Here is a 21,072-nt window from a genome sequence, read left to right on the forward strand (position 1 = left end):
TCCGTTAAAAATTATAGTTTAATCTGGCAAAATAGCTTCTGCCATAGAATAGATTTTGTTGGCTGGCAGCAGCATTGTGGCTGTTTCCTGCCTGTATTGTATTTCTGACACTGGTAACATCAAAAATATTTTTCACCCCGGCACTGATTTCAAAGTGATTTTTAAAGAAAGGCTGGCTCACTGTAAAATTCAACATATTAAAACTTCCAATCTCACCTAATACATATTGTCCCGGGTCTTTTGGATCCTGTGCATTTCCTCTGTGCGTATACTTCTTCTGAGTTCCTGTATACTTATAATAAAGGGCAAATAACGTTTTGGTAGAAGGCAAAGTATAGTTGGCAGCCAGATTCGCTTCTGCATAGAAGTTGTAATCATTAGGAGAAACAACATTTCCTGTATTGAGAACCTGAGAAATACCCATCACTGAAACTCCGGCATTTACAGAAAGATCACCTTTTCTGACATTTACGCCACCTCCAAATAATAAGGATTTATAATTGTCCACATTTAAAAAGGTCATTTGTAAAGGGCTATTGTTGACGATCACGCTCTCAATTCTGTCTTTTACATTTAAAAACATTCCTGAGGCACTGAAATTGAATTTCCAGTCATTGGAATTTGCCACGGCATAATCCCAGAATACCCCTGTTGAATACCCGGTTTCAGGTTTCAGGTTTTCATTCCCTCTGATGTCGTGGTTATTGTCAACCACAAAGGTGAATAGCTCATCGTAAGTCGGGAATCTGTTGGCAGAGCCAAATACTAAACGAATATCAGATTTTTCGGTCGTCTTAAACCTTAATGTGGTAGAATAATTATACTGAGAATCAAATTTATCACTCAGAGCCAGTCTTACGCCCGGACGTACAGAAAGCCAGTTTGTAGCATTCCATTCTGCAGATAAGAAATTGGCATAATTGAATATAGAGCGCTCAACATTTTTTCCGTTGTTATTGCTTTCAAACGTAGTAGATCCAGCAAAACCTTTTGTTCTGTCCAACTCATACCCTATCTGAAAGTTGATTTTTTCACTGTTTAGAAAATTACTGAACATCCCTCTTGAGTAGAGCACATCCGATTTGTAAAAAGTAAGATTCGGATCTCTTGATAATTCCTGTCTTTTGGGAACATCATAAGTATATTGCTGGGACTTTCTTTCCTGAGTCTGATAGGAAAAATCTCCATTATAATTGATTCTTCCCAGTTTTGTCTGAATGTTGAACTGATGAATCCATCTTTTTGTATTGTAATCGGTATCTTTTGAAGTGTAGGTTCTGTTACCACCTCCCAGATACAGTTCTTCTACCAAAGGGTTGTAATAATTGATCTTTTCTGAAAGGAAGTTTAGTTTATAATAAAAACTGGTGCTGTTTTTACTGTATCGGATGACTCCGTTAGTCGTAATCTGATCTTTAGGCTGCCAGTCATAACCACGCAGTCCGTCATTACCTTCACTGAAGTACTTATAGCCCCGAAGCTGTCCTTTGTATCCCTGAAAATCATTACGGTTAATATCTGCGGCAACCGACCAGTTGTCATTGATTCTATATCCTAAATTCAAAGACTGAATATGGCGGCCATTCCCTTTTTTAAACCAATCATAATCTTTATTCACGGTCTCTTCCTGCAAAGAAGCCTGAATGCTTACTTTTTTACCATAATTCTTTTTGGTAATAATATTGATAACTCCTGCCAAGGCGTTATTTCCGTATTCCACCCCCATTGCTCCTTTTACTACTTCGATACGCTCAACATTATTAACGTTGATCTTCGTAAGGTCTACCAGGTTCCCCAGCCCTTCATCACTTACCACAGGAATATTATCAATAAGGATCTTCGTATAAGCTCCACTCAATCCCATAATGTTGGCACTGGAATTTCCGGAACCTTTATTGGGCTCTATTAAGATATTAAGGTTTTGATTTAAAACTTCGGCCACATTGGTCACAGCCATATTTTTAATCTGCTGCGCATCAATCACTTCTACCTTATAAATCGATTTACTGATCGATTGCTGTGTATATTGTCCCGTTATAACAACTTCATCAATATTTTTCTGATTGAGAGAATCCTTCTGCTGGGCATTCATCCAAAAAGCAATCGACAGTGACAAAACGGTAAGCACTTTCTTCTTCATATATTGAAAAAAATTTTCGACAAATATAAAACTTTATTTAGAATCATTAAAAATAAATATATATTTTTGTGGAATAATTCTAAATAAAAATAATGTTATGAAATTAAAATTACTTTTAGGAGCATTAGTATTTACTGCAATCTCAGCGCATGCTCAGGTTCCTACAATCAATGAAAATTTCGAAACCTTCACTACAGGTATTGGAAATTCCCTTCCCCAAAACGGATGGTCTGCTGTCACGGCAGGGCAAAGGTTATATCCTGATGCCGCGAATGGCAATAAATATCTGCAGGGTTATACTTTCTTCTCACCGAATGTTCCATTTTATGCCATCACTCCGCAGATCGTTGCTCCTGACGGTACAAAATCACTGTCGTTTAAGGTAGCCCTTACCACTGGTTCCGGAGGTCCGGGTTCTATTCAGGCAGGTTTGGTTTCTAGCAACAGTGATGTGTCCGGCTTTACTCCACTGGGGGCTGCTGTGGATATTACCTCCACTACTATTCAAACGTTAAGCTATACGGTACCTGCATCATCGCAGCAGTATATTGCGTTCAAATTTATCGGTAATGTAGCTCATGCTGCTATTCTTATTGACGATGTCGTATACAATACAGCGTCTACATTAGGAGTTGCCGATTACAGAAAATCAACAGATGAGATCAGATTTGCCGTAAATGCAGACCAGACTGCCTTAGTGTTTGTTACCAAAAAAGATCCTAAAAACTTCAGGATCTACTCTGCTTCAGGACAAAAAGTGGCAGATGGAAAACTCAACAGACAACTATTTGACATCAGTGGATTACAAACGGGGATTTATTATACTGTAGCTGAAACAGCTGACGGAAATACAATCCAGTCGAAGTTTATCAAAAAATAAGGTTGATCAGACTATTATTAGCCTTCTTAAAGCCGGTAAGATCTTTGTCTACCGGCTTTTTTATGTCATAAGCTAAAGAAAACACGATAAAAATCATGTTTTTATTTAGAATGATTAAAAATAATATATATACTTTTGTGGAAGGATTCTAAATAAGGATTAAAAAAATAAGTTATGAAAACAAAATTACTTTTGACTTCTCTGTTTGCATTGTCTGTACAACAAACTGTACTGGCGCAAACGGATGCTAACGGATACACCACTGTGAATATGTCTATGGGAAGCAGCTACCAGAACCGTGTCTTTTTTGACTTTAGCAGCAATGCCATGGTATCACAACCTGCCAATTCGTGGGATGTTGCTTTCTACAGACTGTCTGCTACCAATTTTGGAACCAGAGTGAATGACGCTTATGATATAAAGGTATATGAAGCATCAACTACCCCTTCTGACTGGGATGCAATCACCACCAACAGTGTAGCTTCTTACGGTTCACCACTTTTTAATCTTGACAACACCAAGTATATTCAGGAAGGTGCTTTTGAACAGGGTTCTGCTACCTATGGATGGGGAGAATATATCAATCACCACGTAGTAGGGAAAGTCATTTTCATCATGCAATATGCTTCAGGAGCTTCTTTTAAATTCATGATTGATGATTATTTTGGAGGCTATACTTTCAAATATGCAAAATGGAACGGAACTGCCTGGGGACCTACTGAAACCAGAACGATAGCTAACGGTACCGATGATGCTTACTTCAATTATTTCTCATTTACCACTGGTGCTAAAGTTCCTGCAATGGAACCTCCAAGAAATGACTGGGACATCATGTTTACAAGATATTATACAGACTACCCTTATGTAGACCAGCAGGGAAATCCGCAAACCATGAAATACAGAATGGCGGGAGTCATCCAGAACCCGAATATCTCTGTTGCCAAAGTACGTCCTGAAACACAGGAAACAGCAGCCACCAATATCCCGGCCAACACGGCATTTGCAAGCAATATCACGACTATTGGTCACTCCTGGAAACCTACATCCGGAGTGTATTCTGACGCCGTATATTACATCAAGCAGGGATCAGATTACTACAGAATGTACTTTACTTCTAATGAAGGATCATCAACCGGAAATATGTATTTCAAATACAAAAAAATTACTGAAACTCTAGGCATCACCGAGGTCGGTAAAAAAGCAAGTTTTGGAATTTATCCTAATCCAACCACGGCTGACAAAAAAGTCACAGTTTTATTCGATGTCAAAGAAAAAACAGGTAACAAAGGGAATGTAGAAGTATATGACCTTACAGGAAAACAGGTATATACTGCAGAACTTACCAATCAGGCAGGGTTCTACAAACAGGATCTGAACCTTTCTCACCTGACATCAGGAAACTATTTAGTAAAAATCACTTACGGTGGTCACTCAGAAACGAGAAAACTTATCGTAAAATAACCATTTCATTTTAATACTTTCTATTTTTTCTAATAAAAGGCGGTTTCAGAATATTGAAACCGCCTTTGATCTTTAGAAGAATTAATAAAATGTAAGTAGTTCTGTCACAAAACCTCAGTATCTTCCGGCTTCAGATTTCTCTGATCTTAATGAAAACCGGATGTGAAGTAGGCAGAACTCAAATTAATTAATATATCTTAAACCCTTTATAAACTTCCGTTGAGCTCTCCATCATTTTGGAAGCATCTTTACGGAAGTCCAGCAGATGATCCTGCCCATTGTGTCTGTTGTGGTGATCCACACTTTCCCAAAGCTCGATCAGGAAAAAGGTTCCTTTATTATCCTTATCCTCAATCAGGTCATACTGCAGGCAACCTTCTTCTTTTCTTGTTTCTTTCACAAGCTTCTGAAACAGCTCAACCGCTTCCATCAGATAATTTTCATTAAACTTAAAAAGTGCAATGATATGTAAATTCATGTTCTAATATTTAGTAGTGTAAAAGTAAAATATTTTCAAAACCAAATATATTTTTGGTGCCTTTATTTTTACGGATCAGCCTTATTTTTTAATTAAAAACTGATTTATAAATAGTTATAGAACTCATAATGATCACCAGCATCCCAATGATCAGAAACATTTTCTTCACCGGAAGTTTTGCTGTAAGCATTGCTGAGAAAGGCGCTGTAATGATTCCACCAATCAAAAGGCCGAGAATAATATTCCAGTGCTGAATTCCCAGGGTAAAGAAAAAGGTGACAGCTGCGGTAATAGTCACGATAAACTTAGCCACCGTTGAACTTCCCACCGCAAATCTTGGGGTAAATGCATTTTTGATCAGTGTACCGGTAACCAAAGGACCCCATCCGCCGCCGGCAAATGAATCTATAAAACCTCCGATCACTCCGAGTCTGGTAAGATTGGTCTTCCTTTTCAGGGCTTTACTTTGTTTTTCTTTAAAAGCATTCGAAAGAATCTGTATACCGAGATATAAGGTATAAAATGCAATGATGGTTTTGGTGATCTTGGCATAATATTCACCAAGATAAGTCAGAGAAACAGCCCCAATGATCGCCCCGATGACTGCCGGAACGGCCAGCTTCTTCACCAGACTTTTACTTACATTCTTAAGTTTGACATGGCTGAGACTTCCCGCCGCTGTTGTAAAGCTTTCTGCCGAATGGATACTTGCACTTACAATATGAGGCGGAATATTAAGCAGCAAAAGTGTTGTTGTGCAGATCACCCCATACCCCATTCCCATAGATCCTGCCACAATTTCGGCAAAAACGCCTACTAACAGCATCCAGTAGAAAATATAATTGTCTTTTGCTAAAATATCGAAAAGCTCGTCCAGATAACCCAATTCATACATAGAGAACACCGCAATGCCTAAGAATGCAAGGGTTACAAAAAGTACATTGAGTCTTACCTGAATTTTTCTTGAAATAACCATAAATAATATTTCGTTTCAGTGTATATGCGCTTCCTTTGAAGCTTTGCAAATATCTGATAAAAATACTATCCTACCAAAAAGATAGACTACTAATTCAAAAAAAAGGACCGGGTCAGTCGACCAGATCCATTAAAGTTTTTTTCTCTAAAATATTCAGTGAGGCATCCCGAACTTCTATCAGTACGTCGTGCAGCCCACAGTGATCTTCATTGCAGTCTTCACATTTTTCATAAAAATTCAGACTTACACAAGGAAGCATCGCAATAGGTCCATTTACCAGACGGATGATCTTGGCTAGTTTTACATTGTCAGGCTTTTCTTTTAAAAAATAGCCTCCCCCTTTGCCTTTTTTACTGTCGAGGATCTCCGCTTTTTTCAGTTCAAGCAGAATATTTTCCAAAAACTTTAAAGGAATTTTTTTGTGTTCCGCAATTTCGGAAATAAGAATCGGGCCTTCATCTCTTTTTTCTACAAGATATGAAAGTGCCTTAAACGCATATTGAGATTTTTTTGAAAGCATTACAGCAAAAATAAGAAAATTGTTTTATATGGGAAATGGGGGAAGGTGAAAGGGCGAAATAGAGGAAAGGCGAAGGGGCAAATAGGGCTGAGGAAGCTGAGATGGCAAAGAAGGCAAATGGAGGAAAGGGTAAAAGGGTGAGAAGGTTTGAGAGTCTGAGAGTTGGGAGATTAGGAAAATTGAGGAGGGGAAGAGAAGGTAGAAAGGCAGGAAAATAGATTGGTGTAATGGAATAATCGGGATTTATTGAGAAAAGTTTTCATAGAAAGGTAAGTATATCTCCTAATATAGTTCTTTGCATCCTTGCTTCCTTAGCATTGATTAATTTTGCTTATTACCATTCCTATTACTAAGCCATCTTAGCTCTCTTCGCCTTCTTTGCCTTCTTCACCTTCCCAGCCCCGTCCCACATTTGCCTTTTTGCCTTTTCACCCTTTCGCCCTTTTACCCCCTTTTCCCCTTCCCCCTTTTTGCCTTTTTCCCATTAAATCATTATGTTTGCTCTATGTTCAGTAAACAAGAGGCGCAACAGCTAAAAAAAGACTTTTGGACGGCTTTTGGGAAATCTTTTCCGAGAAAGTGGATTCTTTATAATACCAAAGTCAAGGATATGGCATTCAAATTTTCTGCAGACAATAAGAAAGCAGAGGTGTCATTAGATATAGAAATGAGGGATGAAATCTTCCGCAATGCTTATTATGAGAAGATCTGGTCGCTGGAAGATATTTTAAAAGATTTTATCGGCGAATTTCACAAAGAAGAGCATTTTGCTCTGGAAAACGGAAAAGTGATCAGCAGAATCTGGGTAGAAAAACATGGAGTATCTGTCTTTAATAAAAATACCTGGCAGGAAATTTTTGAGTTTTTTGTTGACAAAATGGATGGATTTGAAAGGTTTTACTACGAATATGAGGATTTTATAAAAGATATTTGATTTACTTACGAAAATAATACTATAATACACTTAAGGTTAAGAAAAAAAAGAAACTTATCTTTGCTTCACCACTTAAACTAATAGATGAGAAACTAACTAACATGATTAACAATGAGAAAAGTGTACAAAAACATTTTTGGGGAAGTTATCTCCAAAAGCAATGCTGTGAAGCTAAGTGAATATCATCTGTATTATTATGAAGAAGGTTCGGATTTCCTTAAAGAAATTGAATTCATCAGTGAAGACAGTATATACAATATCAACTATTTCCTAAGTGACGGAGAAGATGAGGGGCAGATATTGGAATACCTGAAAGAAAAGTCAGACTTTTTTGATATTGAGAAAAGAGATACGACAGACGGGTTCATTATTTCCACCAACAAGTTATATTCTCTTTCTGTGGACGAGTTGCCTCTGATCTCCAAAACCGTATTTAAAACGGATGACCCAGAAAATTTCATTTGTTCTCAGGTTATTGACAATGAAACAGAAGAGCCACAGCTTGAAAAAACGGTAAAATGCTGGTATACCACGGATGAAAATGGTGAAACATACGCCGCTATAGAGTGCAGCTATCAGGAAGACGGAAAGCTGGAGCTTGCTGTTGATAAAACTTCGGATCCTGATCACGAAGAAAACTGGGCTCATTATGACTATGACACCTTCCAGGATCTTCAGGAGCAATGCCCGGTAGACATCAGCTATTACAGAACTGCAGCGCTACTCCCAAAAGAAGCCTATCAAAAATAAAATTCCCCTTCATATCTATTTATAGCCACCTAATCACAACACAGTATATGGAAAACAATTCGATTTTTTTTGCTGACGGAAATGATCCGGAAATGCATAAAGCTTATCAAAGAGCACAGGAAACTTTTAAATATTTTTGGCGCGAACAGTCTTGGGAATACCGAAGAATAATTCCCGGCCTTGATCTTGCCTGCGTAAAAACTATTTTTCAGGAACAGGATGAAGAAACCGGGGAAGACCTGGTAGAACATATGTGGATCAATGAAGTGGCTTTTGATGGTGAAAATGTAAAAGGCTATCTGATCAATGAACCTCACAGCCTTCAAAACATACAGGTTGGCGATTATGTTGAAATTCCTTTGAATCACATCAGCGATTGGCTTTTTGCCATTACCCCAGCTGCAAAACAATCAAAAGGACTTTCTAAATTATTTTCTTCTTCCTCGCCTACTCTTCCTAAAACTTATGGAGGATTTACCATTCAAAAGATGCGTGCAGATATGTCTGATTCGGAAAGAAGAGAACATGATGATGCCTGGCAGCTGGACTTTGGAGACTACAACGATATTCTGGTAGTCAATAACCAAAAAGAAAACCCGGAAAATCTGATTGAGCATCCTATGAGTAAAAATATGAAAGAAGAATTCATGAAATTTTTACAGCAATATCCTGACGAAGTACATCAAACGGATGAAAACGGGCTAACGCTTCTCCATCGAGAAACGATTGCCGGAAATCTGACCATTGTACAAGCTGCTTTGGATGCCGGAGCTGATAAAAATATTCAATCAGGAACTGGGAAAACAGCATTGGATTATGCGAAAGAATTTCAATGGGAGCATATAATTCCGGTATTGGAAAGATAAAATAATAGAGAGAAGTGCGTGCTTCTCTTTTTTTATTTTAAATAAGATGTTTGATAGTATCTTTTAATCGCACACAAACTATGCAGATAAAGCAGATCTTTAATTTAGAAGCATCTTTAACATTGAAATAAATGTATGAATATGTAACAGTAAAGTGGTATTAAATGTCTTATTATTAAAAGCAGATGAGGAAAATTATATTGTTAACTCTGATAGCCTGGACATTGATGTCCTGTCATTCGATAAAAAGCTTACGGAAAGCTAATCATCCTGTTCAGGATTCTTTGAATGTAGCTCTGGATAAGATCTATCAACAGGGATTATTCAACGGTTTTGCTGTTGCTGTTGTGGATGAAAAATCAACTTTATATGAGAAAGGATTTGGCTATGCTGATGTCAGAGAGAAAAAGCCGTATACTGAAAAAACGATTCAGAATATTGCTTCTGTTTCTAAAACATTTGTAGGAATCGCCCTTCTGAAAGCCCAGGAACTTGGAAAACTGAATCTGGATGATCCTGTACAGAAATATTTACCTTTCAAAGTAGTGAATCCTAATTTCCCACAAATACCAATTACCATTCGCCATCTGGCCTCCCATACTTCTTCCATTCTTGATAATGAATTTTATTTATCTAAAAATTATTTTCTGAAACCCAAGCAAGATTTAAAAGGTTTAAAGCTTACTTTTGACGATGAACAGGTATTCAATTCCTCTGATTCGATTATTTCCATGGCTACTTATTTAGAAAATGTATTGACTCCAACCGGAAAATGGAATAAAGATAGTTTTTCAAAACATCAACCGGGAACGATCTATGAGTATTCCAATGTAGGAACTGCTCTGGCAGCTTTTATTATAGAAAAGGCAACGGGTAAAACCTTTAGTGATTTTACCAAAGAATATATTCTGAACCCTTTACAAATGAAAGACTCAGGCTGGTCATTTGATGAAATACAATTTTCAAAACTCTCCAGATTGTATGAAAATCCTAGCACTCCTCTGCCCTACTACCAAACTGCAACTTATCCTGACGGTGGATTTATGACCAACATCAATGATCTCAGCAATTATTTAACGGAATTGATTAAAGGCTACAACGGAAAAGGAACCATTCTCAACCAGAAAAGCTATAAAGAATATTTTACCCCACAGCTTACCGCTTCCAATTTCATAGAACGAAATGATAAAAACCCATACAGCGAATCCTATAACGTAGGAATATTCATGGGATTTGGTTACACGGGCTATATTGGTCATACGGGAGGTGATCCCGGCGTCATGTCGATGCTGTTCTTTGATCCTAAAAATAATTTGGGAAGGGTTATGATCTTCAATACGAATTTTTCTGATAAGAAGGGAAATGATGCTTTTTATGGGATTTGGAATGTGCTGGAGAAGTATCAGAGCCTTTTCAATAAGTAGGTTTAAAATTTTACTCCTTTTTAATTATATTTGTACAAAGACACAAATAAAAAAGTCATTATGGAAAAGCTAAGAAATCTAAGAAAGCAAAGAGGTTATACCCAAGAATATATGTCTAATATTATATCTACAGACGTATCTAATTATTCCCGAAAAGAGAATGATGAAGTAAGAATATATGATGATGAATGGGAAAAACTGGCTAAAGCGCTTGATGTGCCTGTAGAAGAGATCAAAGAGGAAAGACCAGGACGTGTGGTTAACAATGATAATTTAACTTTTAACGATCAATCTGCAAATAATAATTTTAATCAATACTATAATATTCCCCACTCTATTGTAGAAAATTTACAGAGCTATATTAAAGTTTTGGAGGAGCAGGTGGGAGCTTTGAAGGAGGAGAATAGAAAATTGAAGAATAGATAGATAATTTATCTTATATAAAAAAAGAGAAGCTAATCCGCTTCTCTTTTTTTTATTCTATCCAAACTTCTTCTTCCTCAGCCAGAAGAACAATCCTCCAATCAATCCTATTATCGCCAGTGGAAGCAATAAATTCAGCCACTGCCAGTTGGATTTCTCTTCGGTAATTCTACGTCTGTCCAGAAGTCTTTCTTCGATATTTCTGTTTCTCAGCTCCATCAGGTTGCTGTCATCCAGAAGGTAGTCTAAAGCATTTCTAAGGAACTGCTCATTACCAAACTGCTCGTTGGTCAATAGATCTACTCCTAATGGAAGCGGTTTTCCTTTGATCACTTTGTTTCTTCCCACATCTCCGTCTGCAATCACGATCATTTTATTTTCCGGGCTGGAAGCTTTAAATCCAGGGTAAGATTTTCTTTCAATTCTGGAAGCGTAAGCAGAGTTGAATTTCCCTTCCAATGACACGGCAAAGATTTTTGGTGTGCTTGGTTTTTCCATTTGTCCAAGGCTGTCTACACTTGCAATTTCTTTCAGATCTACGTAATTCGGAACCTGTTTCAGCAATGTTCTTTCGCTGGATTCGAAAAGAACTTTTGTTTTAATGTTCTTTCTTCCGCCCAGTGTATCGATGGAAGTCGGGAATTCAAATTTTACAGGATTGATATTTTTTGTAATCGGGTTATCGTTTTCAGCAATTCCAAGTGGGTAATAAGGCCAAGGTAAGCTTGTGTACTGTGGATTTCCGCTTACTTCACCTGTTACCAGTCTTAGTAAGGCAAACTTTTTAACGTCTTTTACCAGGGCTGTATTGATCCTTACCCCATAGTTGAAAAAGAAGTCTGTCATATTGATGTCAACCGGGAAAGGCATTATTTTTTTCGCTCTTGTCAGGGTATCCATTTCGGCATTTACAGCATCGATCATCCAAAGTGTTTTCCCACCATTCATAATATATTGGTCAAGAATTACTTTTTCGTTATCAGTAAAGGCTTTTCTCGGTTTTGCAATCACCAGGGCACTCATTTGTTTCAGTAATGGAACATCTTCCAGTGTAAGCTCTGTCTGGTTTTTAGGAATGATGGGTCCGGCATCATAATTTTCCATCGCCAGATGTACAAATCCCTGGAATTCATCAGGACTCAATTCATCATGATTCACCAGAATTCCTACTTTCTTTTTCTTATCAGCTGCGATATTTTTGATGTTCGAAACAAGGCTGTATTCCAATCCTTCAATAGATCTGGTAAGCTGCTGATCTGCATCAATACCTGCCTGCTGTACTACCAGCGGAATAGAAACACCATCATCCCCATATTTGATCACAGCATAAGGGAAAAGAGTGATCTGAGAGATTTTCCCATCTTTCACGTCCGGAAGGATCGACGGCTGCATTCCCATTGCCATCAGGGTATCCTGAGACATTTTTGTCTTGATGGGATCAATAAATTTGAAATCGATTTTCGGATTGATCTTTCTGAATTCTTCAAGCATGAATTTCGTTTCACTCTGAAGCTGCTTAAAGCTTGCCGGAAAGTCCCCTTCAAGGTAAACTTCAACCGTCAATGGTTTTTTTACAGATTCCAGCACTTTGATCGTACTATCAGAAAGGGTATATCTTTTTTCTTTGGTTAAATCTAATCGGATTCCTGAATAGGCCAGAATAATGACTAAAGGAAGAATCGCAAACAAGAAAATTCCCAGTGGAGATTTAGCATTGAACTTCTTCATAATTCTACTTCTTTTTGTTAATGAAATGATTAGACAATACTAATGAGGCACCGATTACCAGAATAAAATACGCCACATCTTTAAAGTCTACAAGCCCTCTTGTAAAACCTAAGAAATGCTGGTAAAAACCTATATTCTGAAGGATAAAATCTGCTCCGCCAAGAAGTTTATAGCTTGCAAGCTGTTCGATCCCGAAATACATGATAAAGCACATGAAAACGCCCAACAGATAAGCCATAATCTGGTTCTGTGATAAGGAAGAAGCTAAAATTCCCACTCCTGAAAATGCTGCAATTAAAATAATCAATCCGATATAGCTCCCGAAAGTCATTCCAAGATCAATATTTCCGGCAGGAACTCCCAGCACATACACGGTATAAAGATAGATCAGAGAAGGAATCAGGCACAAAATCCCGACAATCCATACGGAAAGGAATTTCCCTGCCACCAGATCAGAAACTTTTAAAGGTTGTGAAAAAAGCCAGTTCAACGTTCCCGTTTGTTGCTCTTCCGCAAAAGTTTTCATCGAAAGGGCCGGAATGATAAACATCAGCAGCCATGGAACCAATACGAAATAGCTCTGCAGAGACGCCATTCCGATCTCAAAAATATTAGAATCGTTGTCGAAAAAGAACAGGAAAAGGGTTGCTATCAGACTGAAGGCAGCAATAATGACCCATGCGCTCCAGTTTCCGAAATAACTCCAAAGTTCTTTCTTTAAAATTGCAATCATAGTTTTTTAGTAAAAGGTAGAAAAGGTGAATATCCTACTCCACAATTATTTGTTTTTTTTATTTTTATTAACCAGTTTCACTGTCATCATGATCAGAAATACAAGAACGAAAAATCCTGTAATTAATTGCCACCAATATTCAATTACCATAGATTTTAAGATCACAGTAAATACGACAAGGAACAGAATGAATGTGGCAATTTCGTTTGCCTGTCTCAGTTTGATATTGGCAATTGGCAAAGTATTCCCGTTCAAAGCCTTTAAATGAAGGACTTTTTTCCAGCACCAGTAATGATAAGCTGCAAGACCGATCAGAAACGTCAGTTTTAAATGGAACCAACCCATTTTCATCAGACCCGGATTCAAAAAGATCATGACCAATCCACAGACTGCCATGATGACTCCCGCCGGAACGGTAATGATATTCCACAGCCTTCTGGCCATAAAAGTATATTGTTCTCTCAGAATTTTCTTTTTTTCTTCAGGAAATTCATCGGTATCTTTATAATAAACGAAGATTCTCACGAGGTAAAAAATCCCCGCAAAATAGCTTACCATGAAGATAATATGCAAAGCTTTGATGATGGTATACAGCATCCTAAAAATTTGTTTGCAAAGATAGTTTATTTCGGAAAAAAAGAGAATTTAATCTAAAATCTTTAGCTTAAAATAATAAAGATTAGGGATTTTCTAAAATTTGAAAATAATTTTCATATCAACATTAAAATTGAAACCCAGATTGGAGCCCTGCCGATTTAATTGATAGTCAAAAGGAAGGCCATCTCTGGGAGCATCATCTACTTCCCTTCCTGTCATATTAGTATAAGATACATTTCTCTGCCTGATGCCGAAGCCAATTTTAGGCATAAAGCCAAACCATGAAGACTCTTTATGAATCAAAATACTGTAGTTGATATTTAATCCATATTTGGTTCTTTTATAATCTGCTGAACTAAAAGAATAGTAAACATTATTTTCGTCATAATACATTCCTGAAACATCTTTTCCTGTTTGTTGCAAATAGAAGGCTTCTGCAGATACAAAATGTTTCAATCTTGATTGAGGAGCCAGGCTGTAAAAGACTTCCGGTTTTATCTCAAAAATTCTGTTTTTTCCTTCAAAATTGCCAATACTTACGGGAGTTATTTTGTCGGTTCCATATCCCAGTTCACCTCCAATCCACCATCTTTCATTTATTTTCCGCATATAACCTACGTTATAACGTTGGTCACGAAAAGGAGTAAAAGCACTTACAGTAAGTATTGATTTGTAATCAGATTGAGCATAAATTGTTGTAAAAAAGCTAAAAAAAGCTAAAAGAAGTAATTTTTTTTTCACAAAACGGTTATTAGAATTAGTGTTTCAAATATATTATATTATCAACTATTCAGCAATAGTATTTTTTCAACTGTTTTAATTTAATTACTAGAATAAATACTAACAATCATTTTACTATTGATATATTTTCAATGTATTTTAATTTTTATTGATGATCACACTATTCCCAATCCCCCTGAATAAGCCAATATAGGGTTTCACGCAAAGCTTCATGTTGGTGTATGTTTTATTTTAAGTGAGCTAAGAAGGGATCGATTTTCAAACGATCTGAAGAAGTGAACGCATAGTCACAAAGCTTCATCAGCGACGAAATTGTATTATTTAGCCTCCTAAAATAAAGTATTCGAATCACTAATTCTTTGCGGCTATAAAATTTAGAATAATCAATCGGTATTCAATTGTTTTACCACAGCTTTTGAGCATGATCCCTGAGCTATCCTTTCTTCATGATGGTTAATATAAACATGAATATTCTTTTCATAAAAAAACAGGACTTCTTATATTCAAAGAAATCCTGTTTTTATGCTACAAACGTAGAACTTTTTTATCTTAAGAAATAACTCCTAATTCTTTTCCTACTTTTTCAAAAGCTGCAATTGCCTTATCCAAATGCTCTCTTGTATGAGCGGCAGAAAGCTGTACTCTGATTCTCGCTTTTCCTTTCGGTACTACCGGATAGAAGAACCCGATTACATAGATTCCTTCATCCATCAGCTTTTCAGCCATTTTCTGAGAAAGTGGTGCATCATAAAGCATTACCGGAACAATAGCAGCGTCACCATCAGGAATATCAAAACCTTTAGCTTTCATTTCTGTTCTGAAATAGTCTGCATTGGCCATTACCTGATCACGAAGAGATGTATCGTCAGAGATCATATCCAATACTTTCAAAGCAGCTCCAACGATTCCAGGAGCTAATGAATTCGAGAACAGATAAGGTCTTGAGCGCTGTCTCAGCATATCGATGATTTCTTTCTTCCCGGAAGTAAATCCTCCTAAAGCACCTCCTAAAGCTTTTCCTAGTGTAGAAGTGATAATGTCTACTCTACCCATTACTTCATTAGCTTCATGAGTTCCACGACCTGTTTTTCCGATGAAACCGGTTGCGTGAGAATCGTCTACCATTACCAAAGCATCATATTTGTCCGCAAGATCACAAACTCCTTTTAAGTCTGCAACAATACCGTCCATAGAGAATACTCCGTCTGTTACAATAATTTTGAAACGGTGATTTTTTTCAGAAGCCGCGATCAGCTGAGCTTCCAGATCAGCCATATTATTGTTTTTATATCTATATCTTGCTGCTTTACACAGACGTACTCCATCAATAATAGAAGCGTGGTTCAGTTCATCTGAAATAATAGCATCCTCTTCTGTAAACAACGGTTCAAAAACACCACCGTTTGCATCAAAAGCTGCCGCATAAAGAATTGTATCTTCAAGACCTAAGAAATCAGCGATCTTTTTCTCCAGTTCCTTATGAATATCCTGAGTTCCGCAGATGAAACGTACAGATGACATTCCGTATCCGTGGGACTGGATCATGTCCTGAGAAGCTTTCATTACTTCAGGATTGTTGGATAATCCCAGGTAATTATTCGCACAGAAGTTTAAAAGCTTTTTTCCGTTGGCTTCTATTTCTGCACTCTGTTGAGAAGTGATGATTCTTTCTCTTTTGTAAAGTCCGTCATTCTCAATATTCTGAAGTTCGTTCTGTAAATGTTGAAGGTATTTTTCAGAGATCATTTTTGGTAATTTTTTTGATGTGCTAATTTACTAAAAAGGCAGTAAAATAAAACCTTTTATACGCTTAATTCTAAAAAATTGATTCTGTATTCACTTTTAACATTATTAGTCTACAAATTTAGTAGGATAATATTTATATTTGTTCAAAATTTAAGAATATGAGACTAAAGCCGGTAAGAAAAATGAAGATCACAGATTCGGAAACCTTTATCAATAACCATATGAAACCCGGGCTTCCCGTTATTCTTAAAGACTTTGTAAGCCCGGAAAGTCCCGCATTGAAAAAATGGAATTATGATTATTTCAAAGAAATGGCGGGAGATCAGATTGTCAATATTTATGGGAATGAATTGGATTCTCTGGATAAAGTAGCCAGTGACCCGATTGGCCAGACCACGTTCTCAGAATACCTGGACCTGATCTCCTCTGCTCCAACCGACCACAGGCTTTTCCTATTCAATCTTTTAAAGATAAAACCGGAACTGAAAAATGATATTATATACAATGACGTGACTGGCGGAAAGTTAGTAAAGTGGCTGCCTTTTATGTTTTTCGGAGGAGAAGGTTCCGTCACCAGGAATCATATTGATATTGACATGTCTCATGTTTTCATCACACAATTTCAGGGCATCAAAAGAGTCTGGCTATTCCCCTGGGAACAGTCTGATTTTATGTACAAACTGCCTTATAATTTTCACAGTCTGGCCCAAATCAAAAATCCTGATTACCGAAAATACCCGGCTCTGCTCTATCTGAATGGCTATGAAGCCATCCTCCATCCCGGCGAAACCCTTTACATCCCATCCGGATGGTGGCATTATATTCAATATGATACAGAGGGATATTCCGTATCCGTCAGAGCATTGCCTTCAAGCCCTCTCGAAAAATGGCGTGGTTTTAAAAACCTGATGATTACAAGACATTTTGATAATATTATGCGTCGTCTGTTCAAAGACAGATGGTTCAGATACAAAGTAAAGACCGCCACCGAAAGAGGAGCAAAAGCAAGCAAAAAACAAAGAAGCTTTCAAATCTGAAAGCTCCTTTTATTCTTATACTAATTTATAATATTGATGGCCAATATTTTTAATGTTTAATAAATTTAATATTCTTCTCATCCACTGTAAAAATATAAGCTCCGGGAACCAGTTCTGAAATACCTATTGCTTTTCCGGGCTGGTAGGTTCCCTTTCTCACTAGTTTTCCATCTATAGCATGAATGGAGAAATCTGTTGCTCTGCCAATTCCTTTCAGATACAGTTCATTTTTGGCAGGATTAGGATAAAGTCCAAAACTGTCTTTTTCTACAGATGACACGCCTAAAGTATTGTCTTTTGCAACCGTAGAATTTTTTTCCAGGATCTGGTATTCATAATTAAACTGAACACTCGCTATCGGGAACGTTACAGATTCCTGGAAGTATTGATTATTGGAAGTATTATTCAGTACGAGATATGCTGTTTCACCACCCGTTCCGTTTACTTTTATAGGCAGAGGCATTTCAAAGAAACTCACGGTAGGGCTGCTTTGTGTTTGTGTAACTTTGAATAAAGTCTGATTCCCTGACTGCTGCCACTTTATATTATAGGTAGGATACCCTTCTCCGGATACCCAATCATTAAAAAATTCAGTAAAATCTTTTCCTGTAGACTGAAGCAGTGAAGCATTAAAATCCGAAGTCCTTGCATAGTTATACGCCAAAGCCGGTCTTGTATGGTAATCTTTAAGAGCCTGATAAAAAGCAGCATCCCCAAGGATCCATTTCAACATTCTCAGAACGTAGCCTCCTTTTGCATAAGTCAGCCTGCTGTCAAATATTCTGTTCACACTTGAAAGCCCTGAATCAGGAACATATACACTTCCCCCTGCACTTCCGGTAATATAACTGATCTGACCTTGCAGGTAATTTAAAAAATCGGTAGGGGGCATAATGAGCTTTTCATAAGCCACATGTTCTCCAAAGGTTGCAAAACCCTCATTCAGCCATATATCATTCCAGGCTCCGCAGGTTACTTTATCTCCAAACCACTGGTGAGCCAGCTCGTGGGCAATAATCGTTTTGTTCCACCCTCCCATAGAAGACATGGTCTGATGTTCCATTCCTCCGCCAAACAAATATTCCATATGACCGTATTTTTCGTTACGGAAAGGATAGGTCCCGAAATAGGTTTCAAAAGTGTTCATGATCTGCTTGGTCCATGCAATATCGTTCATATTCGAAGTGTTCGCATTGGTAGACGGGTAGATATAATTAATAAATGGAAACGGAGGGTTTCCGATAGTGTCCGTTAACTTGACAAAATTGGTGATAGACAGCCCAATAAGATAAGCAGCGGTAGGATACATTGTTCTCCAGAAGGTAAGCTTTTTATTGTTCGGAAGTAAGGTCTCAGACATTAGCTTTCCGTTGGCAGCCACACTATAGGCATCAGGAGTAGTGATTTTAAAATCAAAACGGTCGATTTTATCGTTCATACTCTGCTTGGTAGGAAACCAATCCTGAGCTCCATAAGGCTCACTCAATGTAGAAAGAACAGGAACTCCGCCCTGCAAACCTGTAGCAAAAGCATTATTAGCAGTAGGTGGCGTTCCGGAATAATAAATTGTAAGTGAATCTAAAGTATTGGCAGAAAGAGGCGCCGGAAAATCTATTTTTAATTCTTTGGTAGAAAGCTGCTGAAAGGCAGTAATATTGTTTCCGTGGTATTTCACCTGAGAAACCGTAAGCGCATTGGAAAGATCAAAATAAATGCTTCCCATACTCTGTGTAGATTTAAAATGAGACGTTACCGAGCCGGAGATACTGCTGACTGCCGGATCCATACTCACATCCATTCTTTGATATTGCAGATCATAGTTCTGGGTATTGGGATTGATATTATTGCCAATAGCCATTTTATGAGTAAAGGACTTCTGTTCTTTTTCGATCAGCCCCTTTTTATCTGTGTTTTCATTCTGTTTTTGCCCGTAAAATTGTTGGGATACCAAAGAAATCAACAGCAGAAAATAGAATTTTTTCATACTTCGAAATATTTAATCAAATATAAAAAAAACCTTTTAATCATTAATTAAAAGGTTTTTATAATATATAAAATAAACTATTTTTAAAGTTCCAGTGCAGGTTCAAGAATTTTTTCCATTCTTTTCTTCACCATATCTACCGACCCTGAGTAGTTATTAACCATTAGAGAAAAGACCAGAGTCTTCCCGGAATTGGTTTTAATATATCCTGCCAGAGTTTTTACTTTGTTCAGAGTTCCTGTTTTAGCAAAAACCTGTCCGTTACCACCACCTATAAACATTCTCTTCAATGTTCCGGACTGTCCGCCAATCGGTAATGATGTCAGATAGGATCTGTAATATTTTTCATCCATTAAAGAAGTCAAAAACTTCACCTGCGAAATCGGCGTTACATTATTGCTTCTTGAAAGTCCGCTTCCGTCGATATAATTAAGGCCGTTCATATCAAAACCTGCCTCCTGTAAGTGATTGGTTACGACCATTCTCCCTGACTCTGAAGTCTGATCACCCATTTTCTGGAATCCTACTGTTTTCAAAAGAGCTTCTGCTAATGAGTTATCACTGTGCTGGTTGGTATAATAAATAATATCGCCTAAAGTTGGGGATTTATACGCTGAAAGCATTTTTCTGCTTTCTGGCGCAGCATCCGTCATTTTCGGAGTCACTTTTCCGGTAACTGAAATTCCGCTTTTTACCAGTGTCGTTCTGAAAGAATTGGCCAGATAAGCGGGTGCATCCGGAAGTTTTGTTGTCAGGATACCGTCGCCATCATACTTTTCAGCATACACCATCTGGTGAGCATACGGTGAAACATAGAAAAACTTCTTTTCTGTAGAAAAACCTCCTTTCTTTACGATCAGTTTTTCATTGGCCGGGTTGATTCCGCGGGTTGTTCCTGCAGGCAGATAGTAATTATTGTTTTCCAGCCACACAACATTTTCCGGAAGCATTGATATATTGCCTTTGAAAAGCGCTGTCTGAATGATAATATCACCATTTACCTTTCTGATTCCCTCTCGTGAAAGTCCACCTATGAAATCTGAAATAATATCCCTGTACGACCATGCTCCTGCTTTATTGGTTCCCAGAGAAGGGTCTCCACTTCCTACGATGTAAAGGTTCCCGTTCAGTGTTCCGTTTTCATCCACCGTTCCGGAGTACTCCAGCTGGGTCATCCAACGGTAGTTTTCTCCAAGGAGATTCAAAGCAGTTTCTGTGGTGAGTAATTTGGTAGTCGAAGCCGGTACCAAAGGGGTATTTTCATTGTACGAAGAGATTACCTTCTTCGTTTTCGGGTCATACACAACGAATCCCCAGTGTGCATTTTTCAGCACGGGGTCCGACATCATTGTGTTTACATTAATGTCTACGAGTTCTTTTGCTGACAAAACCGTTTTTTCCACCACCGAGCTAACGGGTGAAGGCAGATTCAAACTGTTTTTCTGATTGTCATAATTCTGAGAATAAAGAACGGTAGAAACGGTAGATTGAGCCAGGAAAAAACCAGAAGCCAATACCGCTGCACTTGAAATATATTTTCTGAAATTTACCATCTATCTTCTTTTTGTTCTATAGCTTTTGACTCTATAAAAAATGATAGGTTAAATCATTCAATTAGGAAGCCAAACACTTAATCAACGTCCAAAAGTAGAAA

Annotated in this window: 19 protein-coding genes; 8 read left to right on the forward strand and 11 right to left on the reverse strand. The window is 37.6% G+C overall.

Annotated features, from left to right (window positions below):
• Window positions 1-4: 4 nt before the first annotated feature.
• On the reverse strand, window positions 5-2,140 hold the full coding sequence (locus AC106K_RS01785; RefSeq protein WP_482443136.1) for a TonB-dependent receptor plug domain-containing protein: 2,136 nt from the start codon (window positions 2,138-2,140) through the stop codon (window positions 5-7).
• A gap of 97 nt (window positions 2,141-2,237) precedes the next feature.
• On the opposite strand from AC106K_RS01785, the gene AC106K_RS01790 reads away from it, so the two are divergent.
• Both AC106K_RS01790 and AC106K_RS01795 read left to right on the forward strand, forming a co-directional pair.
• Entirely contained in the window at window positions 2,238-3,020 is a 783-nt protein-coding gene (locus tag AC106K_RS01790) for a T9SS type A sorting domain-containing protein (protein WP_482443138.1), read from the forward strand.
• Between the two features lie 174 nt (window positions 3,021-3,194).
• Complete coding sequence (locus AC106K_RS01795; protein ID WP_482443140.1) at window positions 3,195-4,481, forward strand: T9SS type A sorting domain-containing protein; 1,287 nt, start codon at window positions 3,195-3,197, stop codon at window positions 4,479-4,481.
• Window positions 4,482-4,668: 187 nt separating this feature from the next.
• On the opposite strand, the gene AC106K_RS01800 is transcribed toward AC106K_RS01795, so the two are convergent.
• The 3 genes from AC106K_RS01800 to AC106K_RS01810 all read right to left on the reverse strand — a co-directional run bounded on the left by AC106K_RS01800 (window position 4,669) and on the right by AC106K_RS01810 (window position 6,455).
• Complete coding sequence (locus AC106K_RS01800; protein ID WP_047095522.1) at window positions 4,669-4,959, reverse strand: putative quinol monooxygenase; 291 nt, start codon at window positions 4,957-4,959, stop codon at window positions 4,669-4,671.
• A gap of 88 nt (window positions 4,960-5,047) precedes the next feature.
• Window positions 5,048-5,935: a sulfite exporter TauE/SafE family protein gene (locus AC106K_RS01805; protein WP_482443141.1), complete on the reverse strand. Its 888-nt coding sequence runs from the start codon at window positions 5,933-5,935 to the stop codon at window positions 5,048-5,050.
• Window positions 5,936-6,047: 112 nt separating this feature from the next.
• Window positions 6,048-6,455 carry an RrF2 family transcriptional regulator gene (locus tag AC106K_RS01810; RefSeq protein ID WP_482443143.1) on the reverse strand — a complete coding sequence of 136 codons (408 nt, stop codon included), beginning with the start codon at window positions 6,453-6,455 and terminating at the stop codon, window positions 6,048-6,050.
• A gap of 505 nt (window positions 6,456-6,960) precedes the next feature.
• Here AC106K_RS01810 and AC106K_RS01815 point away from each other — a divergent pair.
• The 5 genes from AC106K_RS01815 to AC106K_RS01835 all read left to right on the forward strand — a co-directional run bounded on the left by AC106K_RS01815 (window position 6,961) and on the right by AC106K_RS01835 (window position 10,855).
• Complete coding sequence (locus tag AC106K_RS01815) at window positions 6,961-7,389, forward strand: DUF4268 domain-containing protein (protein WP_482443145.1); 429 nt, start codon at window positions 6,961-6,963, stop codon at window positions 7,387-7,389.
• Window positions 7,390-7,500: 111 nt separating this feature from the next.
• Window positions 7,501-8,139: a hypothetical protein gene (locus tag AC106K_RS01820; protein WP_482443146.1), complete on the forward strand. Its 639-nt coding sequence runs from the start codon at window positions 7,501-7,503 to the stop codon at window positions 8,137-8,139.
• Between the two features lie 47 nt (window positions 8,140-8,186).
• Window positions 8,187-9,005 carry a DUF2314 domain-containing protein gene (locus AC106K_RS01825; RefSeq protein ID WP_482443148.1) on the forward strand — a complete coding sequence of 273 codons (819 nt, stop codon included), beginning with the start codon at window positions 8,187-8,189 and terminating at the stop codon, window positions 9,003-9,005.
• 185 nt (window positions 9,006-9,190) lie between these two features.
• The gene (locus AC106K_RS01830; RefSeq protein WP_482443149.1) at window positions 9,191-10,429 is read left to right on the forward strand and encodes a serine hydrolase domain-containing protein; all 1,239 of its coding nucleotides are present in this window, start codon (window positions 9,191-9,193) and stop codon (window positions 10,427-10,429) included.
• A 60-nt stretch (window positions 10,430-10,489) separates the two neighbouring features.
• Entirely contained in the window at window positions 10,490-10,855 is a 366-nt protein-coding gene (locus tag AC106K_RS01835; protein WP_482443150.1) for a helix-turn-helix domain-containing protein, read from the forward strand.
• Window positions 10,856-10,909: 54 nt separating this feature from the next.
• On the opposite strand, the gene gldG is transcribed toward AC106K_RS01835, so the two are convergent.
• The 5 genes from gldG to kbl all read right to left on the reverse strand — a co-directional run bounded on the left by gldG (window position 10,910) and on the right by kbl (window position 16,397).
• Complete coding sequence (gene gldG, locus AC106K_RS01840) at window positions 10,910-12,580, reverse strand: gliding motility-associated ABC transporter substrate-binding protein GldG (protein WP_482443151.1); 1,671 nt, start codon at window positions 12,578-12,580, stop codon at window positions 10,910-10,912.
• A gap of 4 nt (window positions 12,581-12,584) precedes the next feature.
• A complete protein-coding gene (locus tag AC106K_RS01845) occupies window positions 12,585-13,313 on the reverse strand; it encodes an ABC transporter permease (RefSeq protein WP_482443152.1) in 729 nt (242 codons plus the stop codon).
• A 45-nt stretch (window positions 13,314-13,358) separates the two neighbouring features.
• Entirely contained in the window at window positions 13,359-13,910 is a 552-nt protein-coding gene (locus AC106K_RS01850) for a CopD family protein (RefSeq protein WP_482443153.1), read from the reverse strand.
• Window positions 13,911-14,003: 93 nt separating this feature from the next.
• A complete protein-coding gene (locus tag AC106K_RS01855; protein ID WP_482443154.1) occupies window positions 14,004-14,519 on the reverse strand; it encodes a hypothetical protein in 516 nt (171 codons plus the stop codon).
• A gap of 681 nt (window positions 14,520-15,200) precedes the next feature.
• Window positions 15,201-16,397 carry a glycine C-acetyltransferase gene (gene kbl / locus AC106K_RS01860; protein WP_482443155.1) on the reverse strand — a complete coding sequence of 399 codons (1,197 nt, stop codon included), beginning with the start codon at window positions 16,395-16,397 and terminating at the stop codon, window positions 15,201-15,203.
• A gap of 158 nt (window positions 16,398-16,555) precedes the next feature.
• On the opposite strand from kbl, the gene AC106K_RS01865 reads away from it, so the two are divergent.
• Window positions 16,556-17,434, forward strand: a complete 879-nt coding sequence (locus AC106K_RS01865) for a cupin-like domain-containing protein (protein ID WP_482443156.1) — start codon at window positions 16,556-16,558, stop codon at window positions 17,432-17,434.
• Between the two features lie 49 nt (window positions 17,435-17,483).
• On the opposite strand, the gene AC106K_RS01870 is transcribed toward AC106K_RS01865, so the two are convergent.
• The gene (locus AC106K_RS01870) at window positions 17,484-19,418 is read right to left on the reverse strand and encodes a M1 family metallopeptidase (RefSeq protein WP_482443157.1); all 1,935 of its coding nucleotides are present in this window, start codon (window positions 19,416-19,418) and stop codon (window positions 17,484-17,486) included.
• Window positions 19,419-19,501: 83 nt separating this feature from the next.
• On the reverse strand, window positions 19,502-20,971 hold the full coding sequence (dacB, locus tag AC106K_RS01875; protein WP_482443158.1) for a D-alanyl-D-alanine carboxypeptidase/D-alanyl-D-alanine endopeptidase: 1,470 nt from the start codon (window positions 20,969-20,971) through the stop codon (window positions 19,502-19,504).
• Between the last annotated feature and the right edge of the window lie 101 nt (window positions 20,972-21,072).

It is taken from the genome of Chryseobacterium sp. FR048 (assembly GCF_056844665.1).